17 protein-coding genes and 1 tRNA gene are annotated in these 21,253 nt (G+C 70.0%); 8 read left to right on the top strand and 10 right to left on the bottom strand.

All coding sequences use genetic code 11. The features are described from left to right. Positions 1-598 precede the first annotated feature (598 nt). The gene (locus BMX97_RS14855) at positions 599-1,003 is read left to right on the top strand and encodes a Ros/MucR family transcriptional regulator (RefSeq protein WP_091751375.1); all 405 of its coding nucleotides are present in this window, start codon (positions 599-601) and stop codon (positions 1,001-1,003) included. Positions 1,004-1,119: 116 nt separating this feature from the next. On the opposite strand, the gene lon is transcribed toward BMX97_RS14855, so the two are convergent. The 5 genes from lon to BMX97_RS14830 all read right to left on the bottom strand — a co-directional run bounded on the left by lon (position 1,120) and on the right by BMX97_RS14830 (position 7,762). Next, positions 1,120-3,543, bottom strand: a complete 2,424-nt coding sequence (gene lon, locus BMX97_RS14850) for an endopeptidase La (RefSeq protein ID WP_091751372.1) — start codon at positions 3,541-3,543, stop codon at positions 1,120-1,122. Between the two features lie 268 nt (positions 3,544-3,811). After that, entirely contained in the window at positions 3,812-5,083 is a 1,272-nt protein-coding gene (clpX, locus tag BMX97_RS14845) for an ATP-dependent Clp protease ATP-binding subunit ClpX (protein WP_048427129.1), read from the bottom strand. Positions 5,084-5,378: 295 nt separating this feature from the next. Further along, complete coding sequence (locus BMX97_RS14840; RefSeq protein ID WP_091751371.1) at positions 5,379-6,008, bottom strand: ATP-dependent Clp protease proteolytic subunit; 630 nt, start codon at positions 6,006-6,008, stop codon at positions 5,379-5,381. 112 nt (positions 6,009-6,120) lie between these two features. Further along, complete coding sequence (gene tig / locus BMX97_RS14835) at positions 6,121-7,536, bottom strand: trigger factor (protein WP_091751481.1); 1,416 nt, start codon at positions 7,534-7,536, stop codon at positions 6,121-6,123. 141 nt (positions 7,537-7,677) lie between these two features. Beyond that, positions 7,678-7,762, bottom strand: a tRNA-Leu gene (locus tag BMX97_RS14830). Between the two features lie 181 nt (positions 7,763-7,943). On the opposite strand from BMX97_RS14830, the gene BMX97_RS14825 reads away from it, so the two are divergent. Both BMX97_RS14825 and BMX97_RS14820 read left to right on the top strand, forming a co-directional pair. Beyond that, positions 7,944-9,389: a multicopper oxidase family protein gene (locus tag BMX97_RS14825; RefSeq protein WP_091751368.1), complete on the top strand. Its 1,446-nt coding sequence runs from the start codon at positions 7,944-7,946 to the stop codon at positions 9,387-9,389. 218 nt (positions 9,390-9,607) lie between these two features. Then, a complete protein-coding gene (locus BMX97_RS14820; RefSeq protein ID WP_091751478.1) occupies positions 9,608-10,087 on the top strand; it encodes a hypothetical protein in 480 nt (159 codons plus the stop codon). Between the two features lie 85 nt (positions 10,088-10,172). Here BMX97_RS14820 and rpmG read toward each other — a convergent pair whose 3' ends face one another. Further along, a complete protein-coding gene (gene rpmG, locus BMX97_RS14815; protein WP_060845477.1) occupies positions 10,173-10,340 on the bottom strand; it encodes a 50S ribosomal protein L33 in 168 nt (55 codons plus the stop codon). 183 nt (positions 10,341-10,523) lie between these two features. Next, a complete protein-coding gene (locus tag BMX97_RS14810) occupies positions 10,524-11,693 on the bottom strand; it encodes an MFS transporter (protein ID WP_091751365.1) in 1,170 nt (389 codons plus the stop codon). A gap of 603 nt (positions 11,694-12,296) precedes the next feature. On the opposite strand from BMX97_RS14810, the gene BMX97_RS14805 reads away from it, so the two are divergent. The 4 genes from BMX97_RS14805 to BMX97_RS14790 all read left to right on the top strand — a co-directional run bounded on the left by BMX97_RS14805 (position 12,297) and on the right by BMX97_RS14790 (position 16,467). Continuing rightward, the gene (locus BMX97_RS14805; protein ID WP_091751362.1) at positions 12,297-13,223 is read left to right on the top strand and encodes a carbohydrate ABC transporter permease; all 927 of its coding nucleotides are present in this window, start codon (positions 12,297-12,299) and stop codon (positions 13,221-13,223) included. After that, on the top strand, positions 13,220-14,068 hold the full coding sequence (locus tag BMX97_RS14800) for a carbohydrate ABC transporter permease (protein ID WP_177202231.1): 849 nt from the start codon (positions 13,220-13,222) through the stop codon (positions 14,066-14,068). The genes BMX97_RS14805 and BMX97_RS14800 overlap by 4 nt, the downstream gene beginning before the upstream one ends. Positions 14,069-14,082: 14 nt before the next feature. Further along, positions 14,083-15,411 (top strand): ABC transporter substrate-binding protein, encoded by a 1,329-nt coding sequence (locus BMX97_RS14795; protein ID WP_091751359.1) that lies wholly within the window; start codon positions 14,083-14,085, stop codon positions 15,409-15,411. A gap of 228 nt (positions 15,412-15,639) precedes the next feature. Continuing rightward, a complete protein-coding gene (locus BMX97_RS14790) occupies positions 15,640-16,467 on the top strand; it encodes a phosphodiesterase (protein ID WP_091751356.1) in 828 nt (275 codons plus the stop codon). Positions 16,468-16,708: 241 nt separating this feature from the next. Here BMX97_RS14790 and BMX97_RS14785 read toward each other — a convergent pair whose 3' ends face one another. Both BMX97_RS14785 and BMX97_RS14780 read right to left on the bottom strand, forming a co-directional pair. Next, positions 16,709-17,374: a 3-oxoacid CoA-transferase subunit B gene (locus tag BMX97_RS14785; RefSeq protein ID WP_091751354.1), complete on the bottom strand. Its 666-nt coding sequence runs from the start codon at positions 17,372-17,374 to the stop codon at positions 16,709-16,711. A gap of 21 nt (positions 17,375-17,395) precedes the next feature. Next, positions 17,396-18,151, bottom strand: a complete 756-nt coding sequence (locus BMX97_RS14780; RefSeq protein WP_060847649.1) for a CoA transferase subunit A — start codon at positions 18,149-18,151, stop codon at positions 17,396-17,398. Positions 18,152-18,466: 315 nt separating this feature from the next. Here BMX97_RS14780 and BMX97_RS14775 point away from each other — a divergent pair, with 315 nt between their 5' ends. Next, positions 18,467-20,347 (top strand): AsmA family protein, encoded by a 1,881-nt coding sequence (locus tag BMX97_RS14775; RefSeq protein WP_091751351.1) that lies wholly within the window; start codon positions 18,467-18,469, stop codon positions 20,345-20,347. A gap of 19 nt (positions 20,348-20,366) precedes the next feature. On the opposite strand, the gene BMX97_RS14770 is transcribed toward BMX97_RS14775, so the two are convergent. Continuing rightward, positions 20,367-21,137, bottom strand: a complete 771-nt coding sequence (locus BMX97_RS14770) for an NAD-dependent deacylase (RefSeq protein ID WP_091751348.1) — start codon at positions 21,135-21,137, stop codon at positions 20,367-20,369. Between the last annotated feature and the right edge of the window lie 116 nt (positions 21,138-21,253).

The raw sequence follows: 21,253 nt of genomic DNA, 5'->3' as shown, positions 1-21,253 counted from the left end.
GACCAGCATCATCCTACTCACAGCTGGTTTCGAAGAAACCAGCCCGCAGGGACGACGCCGTCCACGCTTCTCTTTCTCGTATGAACTTGTCAAAGAGCGCGCCGGGCGAACCCGGCATCCATCGGCAAAAACAGGACCAGCACCTGACCAAGGTCAGGCTCGCCGGCCCGGACTGTCTCGAAGATGGCTCAGCGCCCGGGCCGCTGTCGCGGCCGGCGCCGATGGGTGGTCGTATAGGCTCGGGGTTTCGGCCCGTCAACCGGTTTGTGAAAACCTGTCGGCCCCCTGCCCTCTCGCGCCCCCTTCTCGTCTCCGGCTCGTCTGCCCGCTTCGGACTCACCTCGGCCGCTGCGACGGACACCGGTTGGCGCTTCGGCTCGTCCATGGGTGCGAAGGTTTCGAATCGCTCGACCGCGCAACGGCTGTATTACACCAGCGCATGGCTAGGTAATCGCCCACCTACCGAGACGATAGGGTGTCGTCGGCCTTACACACCAACGGTTCCGAGGCGTGATTCTGCCGCATTCTCGAAATGAAACGTTGACCTGCGACGCGCCAGGACGCATGGGGCACTCACTCAATCATCGGAGTCGATTGAATGCTGGACCAAGACCAAGAAACCAATCTGATTGAACGCGCGGCCGACATCGTGTCGGCCTACGTGTCCAACAACTCGTTGCCGGTTGCCGAGCTTCCGGCCCTGATCGACGCCGTGCACCAGTCGCTGAGCCGGCTCGGCGGCGTCGAGGCGGTGGAGCAGGAGAAGCCGACCCCGCTGATGCCGATCAAGAAGACGGTAACCCCGGACTACCTGATCAGCCTCGAGGACGGGAAGCAGTACAAGTCGCTTAAGCGCCACCTCTCCACCCGCGGCCTCTCCCCCGAGGAGTACCGCCGCAAGTGGGGCCTGCCGCACGATTACCCGATGGTTGCCGCCAACTACGCCGCGCAGCGCTCCGAGCTGGCCAAGAACAGCGGCCTCGGTCGTCGCCGCAGCGCGTGAGGCGCGCTGTCGTGCCGGAAGGCGCGACGCGCCCGCCATCGCCTCGAATGAAAGGAGCCCCCGGACCGTCGGTCCGGGGGCTCCTTCATATCAGACCCGGTTGATGGGTCGGGGGATCAGTGCGCCAGCACGCCCGAGGCGTCGTCCTCGGTCCGGGCCGGTGTGGCCTTCGGCAGGGGCTCGTCCCATTCGATCGCCTCCGGCATCCGGATCAGGGCCCGCTGGAGAACCTGGTCCATCCGCGCCACGGGCACGATCTCGAGCCCGTTCTTCACGCTGTCGGGAATCTCCACCAGATCCTTGGCGTTCTCCTCCGGGATCAGAACGATCTTGATGCCACCCCGCAAGGCGGCGAGCAGCTTCTCCTTGAGGCCGCCGATCGGCAGCACCCTCCCCCGCAGCGTCACCTCGCCGGTCATGGCGATGTCGCGGCGCACCGGGATGCCGGTGATGACCGAGACGATCGCGGTCGCCATGGCGATGCCGGCCGACGGCCCGTCCTTCGGGGTCGCCCCCTCCGGCACGTGGACGTGGATGTCACGGCGATCGAACAGCGGCGGCTCGACGCCGAAATCGACGGCCCGCGAGCGGACGTAGGACGCCGCCGCCGAGATCGACTCCTTCATCACGTCGCGCAGGTTGCCGGTCACCGTCATCTTGCCCTTGCCGGGCATCATGACGCCTTCGATCGTCAGCAACTCGCCGCCGACCTCGGTCCAGGCCAGGCCCGTGACGACGCCGACCTGATCGTCGGTCTCGACCTCGCCGTAGCGGAACTTCGCCGGGCCGAGGAAGGTGTCGAGGTTGTCGGCCGTGACCGTCACGCTCTTCACCCCCGACATCAGGATCTCCTTCACCGCCTTGCGGATCAGGTTCGAGATCTCGCGCTCGAGGTTCCGCACGCCCGCCTCGCGGGTGTAGCGGCGGATCAGGAGCATGAGGCCGTCATCGCTGATCGACCACTCCTTGGCGTCGAGACCGTGCTTCTTCAGCGCGCCCGGCATCAGGTGCTTGCGCGCGATCTCGACCTTCTCCTCCTCGGTGTAGCCGGCGATGCGGATCACCTCCATCCGGTCCAGGAGGGCCGGCGGGATGTTGAGGGTGTTGGCGGTCGTCACGAACATCACGCTCGACAGGTCGTAGTCGACCTCGAGGTAGTGGTCGTTGAAGGTCGCGTTCTGCTCCGGATCCAGCACCTCGAGGAGCGCCGCGGACGGATCGCCGCGGAAATCCATGCCCATCTTGTCGATCTCGTCGAGCAGGATGAGGGGGTTCGAGGTCTTGGCCTTGCGCATCGACTGCACGATCTTGCCGGGCATCGAGCCGATATAGGTCCGCCGGTGACCGCGGATCTCGGCCTCGTCGCGCACGCCGCCGAGCGACATGCGGACGAACTCGCGGCCCGTGGCCTTGGCGATCGACTTGCCGAGCGAGGTCTTGCCGACGCCGGGCGGTCCGACGAGGCACAGGATCGGGCCGGCGAGCCGGTTGGCACGCTGCTGCACCGCCAGGTACTCGACGATCCGCTCCTTGACCTTGTCGAGGCCGAAATGATCGGAATCGAGCATGGCCTGGGCGCCGGGCAGATCCTTCTTGATCTTCGAGCGCTTGCCCCACGGGATGCCGAGCATCCAGTCGAGGTAGTTGCGCACGACCGTCGCCTCGGCGGACATCGGCGACATCTGGCGCAGCTTCTTCAGCTCGGCCAGCGCCTTGTCGCGCGCCTCCTTCGACAGCTTGGTCTTCTCGATCTTGTCCTCGAGCTCGGCCAGCTCGTCGCGGCCGTCCTCGTCGCCGAGTTCCTTCTGAATGGCCTTCATCTGCTCATTCAGGTAGTACTCGCGCTGGGTCTTCTCCATCTGCCGCTTGACGCGGGTGCGGATGCGCTTCTCGACCTGCAGCACCGAGATCTCGCTCTCCATCAGCGAGAGCACGCGCTCCAGCCGCTGGGCGACGGTCGGGATCTCGAGGATCGCCTGCTTGTCGGAGATCTTGACGGCGAGATGCGAGGCGACCGTGTCGGCGAGCTTCGAGGGCTCGTCGATCTGGATCACCGCCGAGACCACCTCGGGCGAGATCTTCTTGTTGAGCTTGACGTAGTTCTCGAACTCCGAGATCACCGAGCGGGCGAGCGCCTCGGCCTCGATCTTGTCGCCGAGATCGTTCGGCAGCACCTCGGCCTCGGCGGCGTAGTACTCGTCGGAGCGGACGAAATCCTGGATCTTGGCGCGACCGCCGCCCTCCACCAGCACCTTCACGGTACCGTCGGGGAGCTTGAGCAGCTGCAGCACGCTGGCGAGCGTGCCGATGGTGTAGATCGCGTCGGTGGCCGGGTCGTCGTCGGTGGCGTTGACCTGGGTCGCGAGCAGGATGTGCCGGTCGGTGCGGACCGCCTCCTCGAGCGCCCGGATCGACTTCTCGCGCCCGACGAAGAGCGGCACGATCATGTGCGGGAAGACCACGATGTCGCGCAGCGGCAGGACCGCGTAGGTCCCGCTCGTGCCGGGGACGACGGGCTGGCGCGATTTCGGCTGGGTCATTGACTGACTTCCTTGTGTGGTGACGCCCAGGTCCCTCCCCTCATGGGGACAAGCAGGAGGAACAGGGGGGCCGACCGGGCCGCGGGGGTCGGAAACGAGAGAGCGGCCGGGTCGCGGCACCGCACCTCGTCTAGGGTGAGCATGCGGCCGCCGCGTTGACTGAGAGGTGGCTCGTCGGGGCGCCGCTTTCAAGCACCATGCCACCCGGTCGCAGGCGGGCGCCTCTCACGCGAGAGGCCGCCGTTTCGGCGGCGGCCTCTCGTCGTCGTCAGGCGCTGGCGCTCGCCGGCGTTTCCTTGCCGCGGTCGCCGTGGATGTAGAGCGGCCGCGACTTGCCGTCGACGACCTCCGGCCCGATCACCACCTGCTCGACCGAATCGAGGCCGGGCAGGTCGTACATCGTCTCGAGCAGGATGCTCTCCAGGATCGAGCGCAGGCCGCGCGCGCCGGTCTTGCGCTCGATCGCCTTGCGGGCGACGAGGCTGAGCGCCTCCTCCTGGAACGTCAGGTCGACGTTCTCCATTTCGAACAGGCGCTGGTACTGCTTGACCAGGGCGTTCTTCGGCTCCTGGAGGATCCGCTTCAGCGCGGTCTCGTCGAGGTCCTCGAGGGTCGCCAGCACGGGCAGGCGACCGACGAATTCCGGGATGAGGCCGAACTTCAGCAGGTCCTCGGGCTCGACGTTGCGGAAGATCTCGCCGGTGCGGCGGTCGTCCGGTGCCTGGACGGTGGCGCCGAAACCGATCGAGGTGCCCTTGCCGCGGGCCGAGATGATCCGCTCCAGCCCCGCGAAGGCGCCGCCGCAGATGAACAGGATGTTGGTCGTGTCGACCTGGAGGAATTCCTGCTGCGGGTGCTTGCGGCCGCCCTGCGGCGGTACGCTGGCGACCGTGCCCTCCATGATCTTCAGCAGCGCCTGCTGGACGCCCTCGCCCGACACGTCGCGGGTGATCGAGGGGTTGTCCGACTTGCGCGAGATCTTGTCGATCTCGTCGATGTAGACGATGCCGCGCTGCGCCCGCTCGACGTTGTAGTCGGAGGCCTGGAGCAGCTTGAGGATGATGTTCTCGACGTCCTCGCCGACGTAGCCGGCCTCGGTCAGCGTCGTCGCGTCCGCCATCGTGAACGGCACGTCGAGGATGCGGGCCAGGGTCTGGGCCAACAGGGTCTTGCCCGACCCGGTCGGGCCGATCAGCAGGATGTTGGACTTCGCCAGCTCGACGTCGTTGTGCTTGGTCGCGTGCGCCAGGCGCTTGTAGTGGTTGTGCACAGCCACCGACAGGACCTTCTTGGCAAAGTCCTGACCGATGACGTAGTCATCCAGGACCCGCCGAATCTCCTTCGGGGTCGGTACGCCGTCCCGCGACTTCACCAGCGAGGACTTCGATTCCTCGCGAATGATGTCCATGCACAGCTCGACGCACTCATCGCAGATGAAGACGGTCGGGCCCGCGATCAGCTTGCGAACCTCGTGCTGGCTCTTGCCGCAGAACGAGCAGTACAGCGTGCTCTTCGAGTCGTTGCCGCCAGCCTTGCTCATATGGGTCTCCAAGTCCCCGACCGGCCCCGCCCCGGGGACGCGACCGCATCGCTTTTAGATAGTGGCGCCCGGCTAAAGAAACAGTCACCGCCTCCCGCGCCGCCGGGCGCCCGGTGCAGAATCGCGATGCAAACACGCAGCCACCGCCGGATCAATCCCACCGATGCGACAGGCTCCCGCCAAATGGCCGCATCGGTGGGCCCGACGTCGAGGGCGGCCCCGTCCTTTTGGAGCAGGCCCCGCCGTGCCGAGGATTTCCTCGGTCACGGTGGAGCCTGCCGCCGCGAGGGATCGCTTACGACTGGGCCGGCGCCTCGGCGCGCTTCTGGAGCACCTCGTCGATGAGGCCCCACTCCTTGGCGGCGTCGGCGGTCATGAAGTTGTCGCGCTCCAGGCCCTGCTCGATGGCCTCGTACTCGCGGCCGGTGTGCTTCACGTAGATCTCGTTGAGGCGCCGCTTCAGGGCCTCGATCTCGCGGGCATGGATCAGGATGTCGGTGGCCTGGCCCTGGAAGCCGCCGGAGGGCTGGTGGACCATGATCCGGGCGTTCGGCAGCGCGAAGCGGTGGCCGGCCTCGCCGGCCGCCAGCAGCAGCGAGCCCATCGAGGCGGCCTGGCCGACGCAGAGCGTGGCGACCGGGCAGCGGATGAACTGCATCGTGTCGTAGATCGACAGGCCGGAGGTGACCACGCCGCCCGGCGAGTTGATGTAGAAGGAGATTTCCTTCTTCGGATTCTCCGCCTCGAGGAACAGCAGCTGCGCCACGATCAGCGACGCGGAATAGTCCTCGACCGGACCGGTCAGGAAGATGATGCGCTCGCGCAGGAGGCGCGAATAGATGTCGAAGGCGCGCTCGCCGCGGCTCGACTGCTCGACCACCATGGGTACGAGCGCGCTGTTGTAGTAATCGACCGGATCTCTCATCTCACTGGCCCTCTGAACGGAACCCGGCCGCCTCCAGGCGGCCGGGGTAGCGGCGGAAACGTACGACCTCGCAGGCCCCCGTCCGCCGCCCGTTCGAGGGGGCCGACCGGGATCAGGCCGGGTTGGACTCACCCGCGGGAGCGGCCTCGGCGGACTCGGCCTTGTCGGCCTTGGCCTCCTCGGCGTCGTCCTCGTCGGCGAACAGCGCCTCCTTGGAGACCGGCTCCTCGACCAGTTTCACCTGGCCGAGGACGTGGTCAACCACCTTCTCCTCGAACAGCGGGGCACGCAGCTCGGCGAGCGCCTGCGGGGTCTTGCGGTAGAAATCCCAGACCTGCTGCTCCTGGCCGGGGAACTGGCGGACGCGGGCGATCAGGGCCTGATTCACCTCGTCGTCCGAGACCTTGATATCGGCGCTCTCGCCGGCCTGCGCAAGCACCAGGCCGAGACGCACGCGGCGCTCGGCGATCCGGCGGTACTCCTCGCGGGCCTTCTCCTCCGTGGTGTCCTCGTCCTCGAAGGTCTTGCCGCGGTTCTTGAGGTCCTGCTCGACCTGGGCCCACACGGCGGCGAATTCCTGGTGGACCAGGCTCGGGGGCAGCTCGAACGAGTAGCGGGTGTCGAGGGCGTCGAGGAGGCCCTTCTTCAGCTTCTGGCGCGAGGCCGCCTCGTACTCGCGGCCCATGGTGGTCCGCACGGCGTCCTTGAGGGCGTCGAGGGAGTCCATGCCGAAGTTCTTGGCGAGCTCGTCGTCGATCTTGAGCTCGCCCGGGGCCTGGACCGCCTTCACGACGACGTCGAACTCGGCTTCCTTGCCGGCGAGGTGCTCGGCGCCGTAGCTCTCCGGGAAGGTGACCTTGACCAGGCGCTCGTCGCCGACCTTGGCGCCGACCAGCTGGTCCTCGAAGCCCGGGATGAAGGTGTTCGAGCCAAGGTCGAGGTTGATGTCCTCGCCGGTGCCGCCCTCGAACGGGGTGCCGTCGATGCGGCCGGTGAAGTTGATGGTGAGGCGGTCGCCCGACTGGGCGGCCTCGCCCTCGGCACGGTTCTCGAACGGGCGGTTGGCGGAGGCCATCCGCTCGATGGTCTCGCCAACCTCCTCGTCCGAGGGGGTGACGACCTGCTTGGTCAGGCTCACGTCCGAGAGGTCGACGAGGTCGAAGCTCGGCATCACCTCGAGGGCGATCGTGAAGGCGAGATCGGCCTTGGCGTCGAGCGCCTTCTCGATCTGGTCCTTGTCCTCGGGCATCTGGATCTGAGGCTCGAGGGCGAGCTTCAGCTTGTTGTCCTCGACGATCTTCTGGTTGGCCTCGTTGACGGCGTTCTGGACGACGTCGGCCATCACGGAGCGGCCGTAGACCTTGCGCAGGTGGGCGACCGGCACTTTGCCCGGGCGGAAGCCCTTGATCTGCACCTTGCCCTTGATCCCGTCGAGCTCGGTCGCGAGCCGGGTCTCCAGCTCGGCCGCCGGCACGACCACCTGGAATTCGCGCTTGAGCCCCTCGGACTTGGTCTCGGTCACCTGCATCGTCGTCATTCCGCCTTGCGCTCTCGAATCCGGCCTGGCTGCGGACCCGGACGGCGCTGGCTTGCACCGTGCGACGGGACCCTCAGGACAAGGAGCCGGCCCTGCTGCTTGAACCCAATCCGTCGTGTCGCCTGGCGGAGATGGTGCGGGCGGAGGGGCTCGAACCCCCACGACTCTCGTCACTGGAACCTAAATCCAGCGCGTCTACCAATTCCGCCACGCCCGCGACGCTCGCGCCCGGCGCTGTACGCACCCGGGCGCGGCTCTATAGCATGGTGGATCGGACACGCAGCAAGAATTTTGGGCCCGGCCTCGCCCCGCGCCCACGCCCCGGCTACAAGGCGGCTCGCCGTCACCGGGCCCCTCCCGCCCGCGGACGGCCCTTCTCCCGCACAGAGCGAGGTGCCATGCCGTCGTCCCTGCCGCCCTCGCGCCGCGCGCTGCTCGCCGGCGCCGCGCTCTCGCTCGCGCCCGCCCTCGTCCGGGCGCAGGGCGGCGCCCCGCAGGCCGGTACCGCTGCACCGGGTGCCGCGGTCGCGCCCGGCCCCGGGGCGGAGGCCCGGCTCCTGACCGCGCAGGCCGCCCGCGCCCGTCTCAAGCCGGAGCCCGCGCCCGAGACCCCGGTCTGGGCCTTCGACGGTCGGTCCGCCCCTCCGGTGATCCGGGTCAAGCTCGGCGAAGCGGTGCGCCTGCGCCTCGAGAACAAGACCGAGAAGCCGCTGTCGCTGCACTGGCACGGGGTGCGCAACCGCAACGCCATGGACGGGGTCGGCGGCGTGACGCAGGCCCCGGTCGCGCCGGGCGGCAGCTTCCTCTACGAGTTCACCCCGCCGGATGCCGGCACCTTCCTGATTCGCCCCCTGGTGGTCGGGGGGGCGAGCGAGCCCTCGGGCCGGGGTCTCGCCGGAATGCTGGTGGTCGAGGAGAAGACCCCGCCGGTCGTCGACCGCGACGTACCGCTCCTCTTGCAGGACTGGCGCCTGGAGACCGACGGCACCCTCGCGCCGTTCGGCCAGGCGGCCTTCGCGGCGAGCTCCGGCCGGCTCGGCAACGCCCTGACGATCAACGGCCGGCCCGCCCCGGAGACGATCGAGGCGGCGCCGGGCACGCGGCTGCGGCTGCGGCTCGCCAATGCCTGCAACGCGCGGGCGACCCGGATCCGCTTCGATGGGCTCAAGGCCTGGGTGGCGGCCGTCGACGGGCAGCCGACCGACACGTTCGAGCCCCTGCGCGCCACCCTGCCCTTCCCGCCCGGCACCCGCTACGACATCCTGCTCGACGTGCCGGGCGCCGCCGAGCCGGCCGGGGCCGTGGTGGCGCTGATCGGCGCCGGGATGCCGCTCGCCCGCATCATCGCCAAGGGCGAGCCGGTGGCGGCGCGCCCCGCCGTCGCGCCGATCGGCGAGAACAAGCTGCTGCCGCCGGAGATCAAGCTCCAGAACGCCTTCCGGCGCGATATCGCGATCGCCGGCGGGGCGACCTTCGACAAGGGCAAGCCCGACGCCGCCCCGGCCTTCACCGGCGACCCGACCCGGATCTGGACCCTCAACGGCGCCGCCGGCCGGGCCGAGAACCCGCCGCTGTTCACGGTCAAGCGCAACACCGCCGTGGTGCTGGCGCTCACCAACACCACGGCCTTCCCGCAATCGCTCCACCTGCACGGCCACGTCTTCCGGCTGCTCCACCCCCTCGACGACGGCTGGGAGCCCTACTGGCTCGACACGTTCCAGCTGCTGGAGGGGCGCACCGCCCGCATCGCCTTCCTGGCCGACAATCCGGGGAAGTGGCTCGTCAGCGCGACGGCGCTCGAGCGGTTCGATACCGGCCTGTGGGGCTGGTTCGAGGTCAGCTGACCGCCTGCGTCCGGCCGTCGCACCTCGCGCTTCCGCCGAGCTTTCGGCCCGCATCCAAGTCCTTGACGCGGGCCGATATGCCGGACTTTGCTTGAGACTTGGCAGTATTCCGATCGAGAAAACGTGTTAATGCCGGTGAATGCATCGGCGGAATGCTGGGCGCATGCTCGGTCGCAGCAGTGCGCACCGGCCTGCAGCGCATCGACGAGGTGCCCAGCATGGAACATCAGCCGCTTCGCCACATCCGCGACATCGCCGATATCGGGACGGTCCCGCCCCTCCTCGACGACCCCGTCCTCGAGGGCCGCCGGGCCCGGCTCGAGCATTTCGCCACGATCCTCGAACGCGACCCGGACCGCAGCTTCCTCACCCTGGAGGAGATCGAGTTCGTGCCGCGCGGGATGCGGGCCGGCATCCGGGCCGACAACTCGCCCCTCGCGCTCGCCGCGGCCGACCCGGTCCTGCGGGCGAACGGGCTTGCCGACGACACGTTCGGGGAGGCGCGGCGCTTCTTCGGCCTGAGCACCGGCGAGGCCCACCGCCTGCTCTGCTCCTGCGTGAACGGGCGCAGCGTCAAGGCCGGCCCGACCGCCAGGCGCCTGCGCCGCCTCGCCGCCCGCCGGCCGGGCCTGTGGCTCGCCTACGCGGGCGCCGCCGGCCTCGTCGCCCTGCCGGGTACCCTGCTCCTGTTCGGTTGAGCCGAGCCCGCAACGGAAAAAGGCCGCCCTGGCGGGCGGCCTTTTTCACGCCGCACGGGGGCGGCCCAATCTCCAGGATCAAGAATTACTTGATCTTGGTCTCCTTGAACTCGACGTGCTTGCGCGCGATCGGGTCGTACTTCTTGAACGACAGCTTGTCGGTCTTGGTCCGCGAGTTCTTCTTGGTGACGTAGAAGAAGCCGGTGTCGGCGGTCGAGAGCAGCTTGATCTTGATGGTGACGGCCTTGGCCATGGCGCGACCTCGTGTGATGGAAGGGGGGTTGCGCCCGGAAGACCGAAACGCAAAACGGCCGGGCAGGCCCGGCCAGAACGCGGCGCCTTCCTGCCCCATCACCCCGTTTGCGTCAAGCCCGGCGGCCCGACGCCCCGGGGCGGGCACCGTCCGCGTCAAGCCCGCGCGACGCGGCGCCGCTCCTCACGGCGCGGCCCGGATCATCCGCCCGCCGACCACCGCCAGATAGGCGACGAAGAGCAGCGCCAGCGCCCAGGCGAAGCCGTGCGGAGAGGCGAGGTCCATGCCGCCGCCGACGAGCGGCGGACCGAGCACCAGCCCGATGTTGTAGAGTACCAGGAAGGCCGCGTTGGCGCCGGCGAGCGCCGCGCCGTCGAAGCGGGCGCCGAGATGGGCGAGGCCGACGGTGTAGAGCGTGCCGGCGATGCCGCCCCAGGCGAACAGGATGACGGCGAGCAGCCGCACGTCGTCGGCGCCGAGCGGGAGCGCGGCGGCGCCGAGCGCGCCGAAGAACGCGGCGGCGAGCAGGAGCCGGCGCTTGTCCACCTTGTCGGCCAGCAGCCCGACCGGGATCTGGAACAGCACGTTGCCGAGCGCCGCGACGCTGACGAGCCCGGCCGCCTGCTCCGCCGTGAGGCCGAGGCGCAAGCCGTAGATCGGCAGGATGGCGAAGCCCCCGGTCTCGACCGCGCCGTAGATCAGGGCGGCGATCGTCGCCGAGGGCGCCACCCGCAGGTAGCCGAGGAAGCCGCGCCCGCCCTTGTGCGGGATCTCCGGCGACAGGTCACGGGCAAGGAAGAGCGGCAGCGTGCCGGCGCAGAACAGGGCCGCCCCCGCCAGGTACGGCGCCCAGCCGGCGGTGCCGAGGAAGCGCAGCAGGGCCGGGCCGATGGCGAAGCCGAGCGCCAGGACGGTGGCGTAGACCCCCATCACCAGCCCACGCCGGGTCGGGGGCGCCGCCTGGTTGATCCAAAACTCGGAGAGCACGAACAGCACGCCGAGCGCGGCCGAGAACACGAAGCGGAGCGGGAACCACCAGGCGAAATCGCGCACCGCCCGGAAGCCGAGGAGCGCCACGGCCGCGACCGCGATGGCGCCGAGCAGGAGCGGCATCACCCCGAGCCGCGCCGCCACCCGCGGCACGAAGGGCAGGACGACGATGCTCGCCACTCCGGCGACCGCCGTGTTGACGCCGATCCAGGTGTTGGAGAGCCCCATCCGCTCCATCTCCAGGGAGAGGAGCGGGATCGACAGGCTGAGTCCGATACCGACCACGGCGACGCAGGCGATGGCCGCCGCGATGGCCGCGAGGCGCGCACGCCCGAACTCGGAATCGGAGGGAAGGCTGGTCATGACGCGGGGTGCCGGCAGGGCGGGTCCGTATGGACCAACGGGTCTGCGAAAACCAGCCCGGCTCGAATCCTCGAAAAACGTGCGTCGCCGGGGTGCGCGGCTTCGACATGAGGTCGGTGCATCTTTCGCCTGAGGCGTCGGGCGGACGATGCACGACGGCGGGAATTTCTTGCGGCAGCGCCCGCACGACGCCGCGTCCCTCGGCCCGACCGAGACCCCGGCCTCTCCTTCGGGGGGCGCGATCCTCGGATTCCAGCACGATGATGCATCCGCGAGGCTGTCTCCGTCCGAGCCTCGCGGCCCGCTCCCGCGGGCCCGAACGCGATCACGCCCGCGTCGATCAGTTCCGCAACGTCATCCCTGCCATGCCCAGACGATCCGGAAAGATCCTGCATGGCTGTGTCGGGATGATGCCAGCAATGGTTGTCGTCGATCCGGCGGATTGCCACCACGCGCAATTTGCCGGGACGTTTCCGAAACGATCGCCGGGACGCTCTCACGTCGGCTCTGCACCGAAGGCACGCCTGAGATCGACGGCGATTTCATTCGCCTGTCACGAAACCACCCGATGACGCGCCGGTCACGACATCTCCGGCGGACCCTTTGACCCACGTTCTCGATACGATTCCGGCGCCGCCCGCGGCCGTGCCCGTCGCGGCCCGGCGGCCCCGGGCCGGCTTCCTCCTGCCGCTGGCCCTCCTCAGTCCGTCCCTCGTCTTCCTCGCCCTGTTCACCTACTGGCCGGTGGTCGAGGTGGTGTGGGACGCGACCCACGCGGTGACGCGGCGCGGCACCCGCTTCGTCGGCCTGGACAACTTCGCCGCCCTCTTCGCCGACCCGACCTTCCAGCGCGCGCTCCTCAACAACGCCCTCTACGCGGCCGGCACGGTGGTGCCGAGCCTGGTCCTGGCACTCGCCTTCGCCCTGGCGCTGAACGGCGCCGGCCGGGTGCGGGCCCTGATGCGGGCCTTGTTCTTCCTGCCAGTGATGATCCCGCTGGTGGCGGCGGCCGCGCTCTTCCTCTTCCTGTTCCTGCCCGGCATCGGGCTGATCGACTACCACCTCGCCCGGCTCGGGCTTCCCGGGGCCAACTGGCTCGGCGACCCCGATCTCGCGCTCGCCGCCATCACGGTGCTCACCGTGTGGAAGAACGCCGGCTACTACATGCTGTTCATCCTGGCCGGCCTGCAGGCGATCCCCGACGAGGCCAAGGAAGCCGCGCTCCTCGACGGCGCCGGTCCGTGGCAGCGTCTGCGCTTCGTGACCCTGCCGGCGCTCCGCCCGACCTTCGCCTTCGTGGGGGTGATCGCGCTCCTCAACGCGGTGACGCAGGTCGACCACGTCTTCGTGCTGACCAAGGGCGGTCCCTCGGACGCGACGAAACTGCTCCTGTTCTACATCTACGAGCAGGCCGCCGAGCGCTACGATGCCGGCCGCGCCGCCGCCGCGACCGTGGTGACCCTGGGCCTGCTCGCTGCGCTGACCACCCTGTCGCTTGCCCGCGGCCAGGGCCCGGAGGCGGCCCGATGACCGCCAGGGTTCAATCCGGCCCGGTGACCCGCGAGCTCACCCCGCAGATCGCCCGCCTCGCCGTCGCCGGCCTCGCGCTCGTCTGGGCGGTGCCGTTCTGGTGGATGCTGGTGGCGGCGTTCCGGCCGGCGGGATCGGGGGCGGACGCCTCGCTCCTGCCCTCGCTGACGCCGACGCTCGCCAACTTCGCCGAGGCCTGGGCCTCGGCCGACTTCCCACTCTACTTCCTCAACTCCCTCGCGATCTGCGCCGGCATCCTGGTCGTGCAGCTCGTCACGGCGTCGCTTGCCGGCTACGTCTTCGCGCGGCTCGAATTCCCCGGCCGCGGCATCCTGTTCGCCCTGTTCCTGGTCCAGCTGATGCTGGTGCCGGTGGTGCTGCTGGTGCCGAACCTGAAGACGATCGCGGCTCTGGGCCTCTACGACACCCTGCCGGGCGTCATGGCGCCCTATTGCGCCACCGCCTTCGGCACCTTCCTGATGCGCCAGAGCTTCCGCGAGGTGCCGCGCGAGCTGGAAGACGCCGCGATGATCGACGGCGCCGGCTGGTGGGCGCGCATCCGCCTCATCTACCTGCCGCTGACGAAGCCCGCGCTCGTCGCGTTCTCGATCGTCTCGGTCACCAGCCACTGGAACGAGTTCCTGTGGCCGCTGATGGTCATCAACTCCCCCGACAGGCGGCCCCTGACCCTCGGTCTCGCGAGCTTCACGCTCAGCGCCGAGGGCATGCAGGCCTGGGGGCTGATCGCGGCCGGCACCTTCCTGGTCAGCCTGCCGCTGCTCGCCGCCTTCCTGATCTTCCAGCGCCGGTTCGTGAACAGCTTCCTCGCCTCCGGCATCAAGTAAAGAGGACCGACAAGATGATTTCCTGGTGGAAGGGCGCCGCCCTCGCCCTCGTGGCAGCGGCCGGCCTCGCGGCGCCGCGGCCTGCGTTCGCGACCGACATCGAGCTGTTCTTCCCCGTCCCGGTGGACGGTGCGCTCGCCCGCAACATGTCGGGGCTCATCAAGGAGTTCAACGACTCCCACCCCGACATCAAGGCGGTTCCGGTCTTCACCGGGTCCTACGACGACACGCTCCTGAAAACCCGTGCGGCGATCAAGGCCGGCAAGCCGCCAGCTGCCGTCATCATGTCGGCGAACTTCCTCACCGACTTGTCGATCGAGCGTGAGATCGCCCCGATGGACGACCTCATCGCCAAGGATGGCAAGAGCCAGGAGGCGTTTACCGGCCAGTTCTTCCCGGCGCTGCTGCCCAACGCCGTCATCGACCGCAAGGTCTACGGCGTGCCGTTCCACAACTCGACGCCGCTCCTCTACATCAACGCCGACCACTTCAAGGAGGTCGGCCTCGACCCCGACAAGCCGCCGCGCACCTGGGCCGAGCTCGCCGACGCCGCCCGCAAGCTGACGAAGCGCGAGGGCGAGCGCACCACCCGCTGGGGCCTGATGATGCCCTCGAACTACGATTACGGCGGCTGGATCCTCGAAGCCCTGACGATGTCGAACGGCGGGCGCTACTACAACGAGGAGTATGGCGGCGAGGTCTATTACGACACCCCGACGATGCTCGGCGCCCTCACCTTCTGGTCGGACCTCGTCCACAAGGCCAAGGTGCACCCGGCCGGCGAGCAGAAGGGCCCGGCGGTGACCGGCGCGTTCCTGGCCGGCCAGGCCTCGATGATGATCATCTCGACCGGCTCGCTCACCTTCATCCGCGACACCGCCAAGTTCCCGTTCAAGGTCGCCTTCGTACCGATGAACGTGCGCCAGGCGGTGCCGATCGGCGGCGCCTCGCTGGTGCAGCCGACCGGCCTCTCGCCCGAGAAGCGCGCCGCCGGCTGGACCCTGATCCAGTGGCTGACCTCGCCCGAGAAGTCGGGCTGGTGGAGCCGCGCCACGGGCTACTTCGCCCCCAACAAGGCGGCCTACGACCTGCCTGAGATGAAGGCGTTCCTCGACAAGAACCCCGACGCCAAGATCGCCGTCGACCAGCTCGCCAACGCCAAGCCGTGGTTCGCTACCTACCGCACCGTGCCGGTGCGAAAGGCGATCGAGGACGAGCTGCAGGCCGTGCTCTCGGGCAAGCGCCAGCCCAAGGAGGCGCTCGCCGCCGCCCAGAAGGCCGCCGACGCCCTGATGCGCCCCTATGTCGAGGACACCGCGCTCCGCCTGCCGGGCGCCGAGTGATCGTCACCTTGCTCCAGTAGCTCACCCCTTTCCCGGGCCCATGCAGCGTCAGCGGAATGGGACCCGGGATCCAGCACGAGACTCCGCGAAGCGTCCGTCTGTCTGCAACGGTGCGGCATACGGAGCCGCTTCGCGGCACATCTCGTGCTGGATCCCGGATCTCCTTCCGCTTCGCTTCAGTCGTCCGGGAAAGGGCGTTGCGCCTAAAAAATTAGCCGGACACCCCCCATGCTCATCGCCCAGATCACCGACCTGCACGTGCGCCCCCACGGGCTGCCGGCCTACCGGGTCTCCGAGACCAACAAGATGGTCGCCCGCGCGGTGGCCCACCTCCTCGCCCTCGATCCCCGGCCGGATCTCGTGCTGATCTCCGGCGATCTGACCGATTGCGGCCTCGCGGAGGAGTACGAGGAGCTGCGCGGCCTGCTCGCCCGCCTGCCGATGCCGGTCCATGTCATCCCCGGCAACCACGACCGGCGCGAGACCCTTCGCGAGGTTCTGCCGGCGGCCTGGATGCCCGGCGTCACCGGGGGCTTCATCCAATATACGGTCGAGGATCACCCGGTCCGCCTGATCGCCCTCGACACGCTGGTGGCGGGTGCCAGCCACGGCGCGCTGTGCACCGAGCGCCTCGGCTTCCTCGAGCGAGCGCTCGCCGGCGGCGACGGCCGCCCGACCCTGGTATTCATGCACCACCCGCCCTTCGAGTGCGGCCTCGTCCACATGGACGAGATCCGGCTCCTCGACGGCGAGGCGCAATTCCGGCGGCTGATCGCCGGCCAGACCTGCATCGAGCGGATCCTGTGCGGCCATCACCACCGGCCGATCGTGACCCGCTACGCCGGCACGATCGCGCAGATCGCCCCCAGCATCACCCACCAGGTCGCCTTCGACCTGGACCCGGCGCACGCGGGGGCGCTCGTCTTCGAGCCGCCGGCCTACCTGCTCCACCGCTACACCCCGGAGAGCGGGATCGTCAGCCACATGGTCTACGTCGAGTCGTTCGACGGGCCGTACCCGTTCGTGCTGGACGCGGCGTATCCGGGGCAGCACTGAAAACGAAAAAATATTTAAGACTATTGCGCGGGATCCCCTCTCCCATGTGGGAGAGGGGTAGGGGCGATCGAAGATCGCACGAGGGTGATACGCTTCAGAATAGAACTCGACCGTGCCGCCACCAGCACGAACGCCTGAGCTTTACTCAGAACCGTAGCACCCTCACCCCTGGCCCCTCTCCCACACGGGAGAGGGGGACGTGCTTTCTTTTGAAGCCGTAGTCCGAAGACTGACCTGATCCTCAGCCGTTCTTCAGCGCCACCCGGTACTGGCCCTGCGTCTTCGCCCGAACCTCGTCCTCGGTGACGCCGTCGGCGAGCTCGACCAGGCTCATGCCGCCGTCACCCTTCTTGTCGATGGTGAAGACGCCGAGGTCGGTGATCACCATGTCGACCACGTGGGTGCCGGTGAGCGGCAGGTCGCAGGCCTCGAGCAGCTTCGGGGATTCCGAGCCGTCCTTGGCCTTGGCGACGTGCTCCATCACCACGACGACCTTCTTGACGCCGGCGACGAGGTCCATCGCGCCGCCCATCCCCTTCACCATCTTGCCGGGGATCATCCAGTTGGCGAGGTCGCCGTTCTGGGCCACCTGCATCGCGCCGAGGATCGACAGGTCGATGTGGCCGCCGCGGATCATCCCGAAGGAATCCGACGACGAGAAGTAGCTCGTGGTCGGCAACTCCGTAATGGTCTGCTTGCCGGCGTTGATGAGGTCGGGATCCTCCTCGCCCTCGTACGGGAACGGGCCCATGCCCAGCATCCCGTTCTCGGACTGGAGCTGCACCGACATGCCGTCGGGGATGTAGTTCGACACCAGCGTCGGGATGCCGATGCCGAGGTTGACGTAGAAGCCGTCCTCGAGCTCGCGGGCGGCGCGGGCCGCCATCTGGTCGCGGGTCCAAGCCATGGTGGTCTCCTCTCTCGCTCGTCAGATGGCGCCGCCGCCCGTGGGGGCGGGCGCGGGCTCGGCGTTGGGGGCGGCCTCGGCACGCTTGCGGGTGGTGCGCTGCTCGATGCGCTTCTCCGCGTTCGGGACGTGGATCATCCGCTTCACGAACACGCCGGGCGTGATGATGTGGTCCGGGTCGATCTCGCCGGGGCGCACCAGGTGCTCGACCTGCGCGATGGTCATGCGCGAGGCCGACGCCATCATCGGGTTGAAGTTGCGGGCGGTCTTCCGGTAGACGAGGTTGCCCTCGTGGTCGCCCTTCCAGGCGTGGACCAGCGAGACGTCGGCGAACAGGCCGCGCTCCATCACGTAGGTCTCGCCGTCGAACTCCCGGGTCTCCTTGCCCTCGGCGATCAGGGTGCCGACGCCGGTCTTGGTGAAGAAGGCCGGGACGCCGGCGCCGCCGGCGCGGATGCGCTCGGCCAGCGTGCCCTGCGGGTTGAACTCGATCTCGAGCTCGCCGGCAAGGTACTGCTTGGCGAAGGTCTTGTTCTCGCCGACATAGGACGAGATCATCTTCTTGATCTGGCGGGTCTCGAGCAGCACGCCGAGGCCGACGCCGTCGATGCCGGCATTGTTCGAGATGACCGTGAGGTCCTTGGCGCCGCTCTCGCGCACCGCGTCGATGAGGACGTCGGGAATGCCGCACAGGCCGAAGCCGCCGGCCATGATCGTCATGCCGTCCCGCAGGACGCCCGCCAGGGCGGCTGTGGCGTCGGGGTATACCTTCTTCATCCCTCGTTTCCCCAATCCATTCTGGTGCCGCCGGGGCTCGGATGCCCTCGTTCCCGCACGGATGCGGCGCCTCGCCGCCCTGTTTAGCACCGTTGCGCCGCCGCACCACCGGGCGCGGCTGGGAAAATGTCCCGCTTCGCCGGGCCGCGGCACGCAGGGCCGGGCCCGGGGAGACAAGGCGTGCGCGAGGGATTATACGGGAGCGTCACAGGGAAGTTTTGGGATGGCGCCCGCCGCGGGCAGGTCCGAGGGACCGCAGGCGGCGGCGGCCCGGGGGGGCATCGTCTTCTCGTCCACGCCGGCAGCCGGAGAGCGATGTCGCGCCGAACCATCCTGGCCCTGAGCGGCGCCGCCACCGCGGCCCTCGCGCTCACGGCCGCCTCCCTGCCCTGGACGATCGCGGCGCCCCGGGCGGTCGCCTTCGCCGAGCGGGACCTCGCGCGGCGCTACGGCCTGGGCCTCTCGGCCGCCGGGCCCGCCACCCTGACGCTGCTGCCGGCCCCGTCCCTCAGCTTCTCCCGCGTGCGGCTGCGCCGCGGCGACCACGACCTCGTCGAGAGCGCCGGCCTGCAGGTGCAGCTCGGCCTCGCCGGGCTCCTCGCCGGCCGGGCCGAGGTCACCGGCCTCGTCCTCGACCGGGCCCGGATCGCCCTGCCGGACGGCGCGGCCGTCGACTGGGCCGAGCCGGCCGCGCGGCTGGCCGCCCGCGTCGCCGCCGGGCGCGGCCGCCACCTGCGCCGCCTCGTCCTCGTCGACGCCACGCTCTCCGGCCGCGATCCCCGCACCGGCAGCCGCGAGACGGTCACCGGCCTGAACCTGGTGGCGAACTGGCCGCGCCCGAGCGCCGGGCTCGACCTCTCGGCCGCCTTCACCTGGCGCGGCGTGCCGGCGACGCTCACCGTGTCGGGCCTGCGCCCGCCCGCGCTCGCGGCCGGCACCGAGACCCCGCTCAACGCCGCCCTGACCTGGGTCGCCGGCCCCGGCCTCGACGGGCCCTCCGCCGAGGGCAGCGCCGAGATCGAGGGCAGCCTGGTCTGGGCCGGGACGACCGTCGCGAATCTCCCCGCGGCGAATTCTCCCGCCGCGAATGTCCCCGCCGACGAGGCGTCCGCGGGCGCCGCCACGGACGGACCGCGCCTGTCCGGCCAGGGCCGGTTCACCACCCCGGCCCTGGCCCGCACCCTGGCCTGGCTCGGGGTCGAGCCCGGTCCTGCCGCGCTCGCCGGCCCGGTCGGCGTCGAGGGACGCTTCACGGCTCGTCCGGGCGGCGTCGAATGGCCCGAGATCCAGGTGCGGTTCGGCGACAACCGGCTCGAGGGGGCCGGCGCCCTCGCCCTGGTGCGGGGGCGGTTGTCCGTCAGCGGTACCCTGGCGGCCGAGCGGCTCGACCTGTCGGGTCTCCTGCCCGACGTCGAGCCCGGCGGCGGCTGGAGCCGGGCGCCCCTCGGCCTCGACGCCCTCACCCGCGGCGACCTCGACCTGCGGCTCTCCGCGGCCTCCGCCCGCCTCGGATCCCTGGAGGCGCAGGACGTCGCCGCCGGCCTCCTGGTGCGCGACGGCACCGTCGAGGCGACGCTCGGGCGCGCCACCGTGCAGGGCGGCACCGTCAAGGGGCGGGCGGCTTTGGCCGCCCTGCCCTCCGGCCTCGACGCCCGGCTCCAGGGCAGTGCCGACCGGGTCGACCTCGGCGGCCTGTTCGCCGATCTCGGCTGGCCGCGCTGGATCCTCGGCCGCGGCCAGGGCTCGGCGGTGCTCGACACGGCCGGTTCGAGCCTCGCCGACCTCGTCGGCCGCCTCGGCGGGCGCGCCGTCGCCACGGTGGAGGGCGGCGAGATCCTCGGCCTCAACCTCGCCGATCTCGCCCAGCGGCCCGATTCCGCCGCCGTCGCCCTGCGCCGGGGCGGCCGCACCCATTTCGAGCGCGCCCGGGTCAGCCTGACGGTGGCCGACGGGGTCGCCGAGATCGGCCAGGGCCAGGTCCGCGGCGGGGGGTTGACGGCGAGCCTCGGCGGCCGGGTCTTCCTGGCCGAGCGCCGCCTCGGCGCCGAGGCGAGGATCGAGCCCGGGCCCGACGGGCGGCCCGCCGGGCACTTCGCCATCGAGGGCCCCTGGCTGCGGCCGGTGCTGCGGCCGCTCGCGGCGCGCACGCTCCCGGCCCTGTCCCTGCCGGCGGCCGCCAGCGCCTACGCGCCCTGACCGTGCGCCCGGACGAAGGTCACGCCTCCCGTCCGCCGTGCCGGTCTCGGCCCGGCCCATCTCCGCCCGGTAGATCGTTGTCGAGAAGCGCCGCGACGAAGTCCGGCACCGCCCGGGTGGCCGGGCCGTAGCTGGACTCGTCGAACAGGCCGGCGGTGTCGGAGGGCGCGAGGTTGATCTCCCGGGTGGGGATCCCGGCGGCGCGGGCCTGCGCCACGAAGCCCGCCGCCGGATAGACCGCCCCGGAGGTGCCGATGGCGACGAACAGGTCGGCCGCCGCGAGGGCGTCGCCGATCGCGTCGAGGTGGAGCGGCACCTCGCCGAACCACACCACGTCCGGGCGCATCCCGCCCCGCCGCCCGCAGGCCGGGCAGGCGGTGTCGAGACCGAGATCCTCCATCCAGGGCGTGGCCGCGCCGCAGGCGGTGCAGCGCGCCCGCATCAATTCGCCGTGCATGTGCACGACCGATCGCGAGCCGGCGCGCTCGTGCAGGTCGTCGACGTTCTGGGTGCACAGGAAGAGCCCGCCGCCGCGGGCGGCAAGGCCCGCCTCCAGCCGCGCCAGCGCCGCGTGGGCGGCGTTGGGCGCGGCCTCTCGCACCCCCTGCCGGCGCAGGTTGTAGAAGGCGTGGACCTCCTCGGGCTCGCGGGCGAAGGCCTCGGGGGTGGCGAGCCGCATTGGGTCGAAGCGGCGCCACAGCCCGCCCGGATCCCGGAAGGTGCCGAGCCCGCTCTCGGCCGAGATCCCGGCGCCCGTGAGCACGAAGACGCGGGCGACCGGCCGGCTCACGCGCGGCCTCCCGCCGGGACACGGCACGACTGCGACACGATTGAGTCAAATCTCGCGGCCGACAGAACATTGCGGACGCCAGACCATCGCGATGCCGTCACTGTGACCTCCGTTGA

Origin of the sequence: Methylobacterium sp. ap11, assembly GCF_900110515.1 — a bacterium.
GTDB lineage: Bacteria > Pseudomonadota > Alphaproteobacteria > Rhizobiales > Beijerinckiaceae > Methylobacterium > Methylobacterium ajmalii.
The sequence above is the reverse complement of the archived record's forward strand: the minus strand, read 5'-3'. Positions and strand labels throughout refer to the sequence as shown.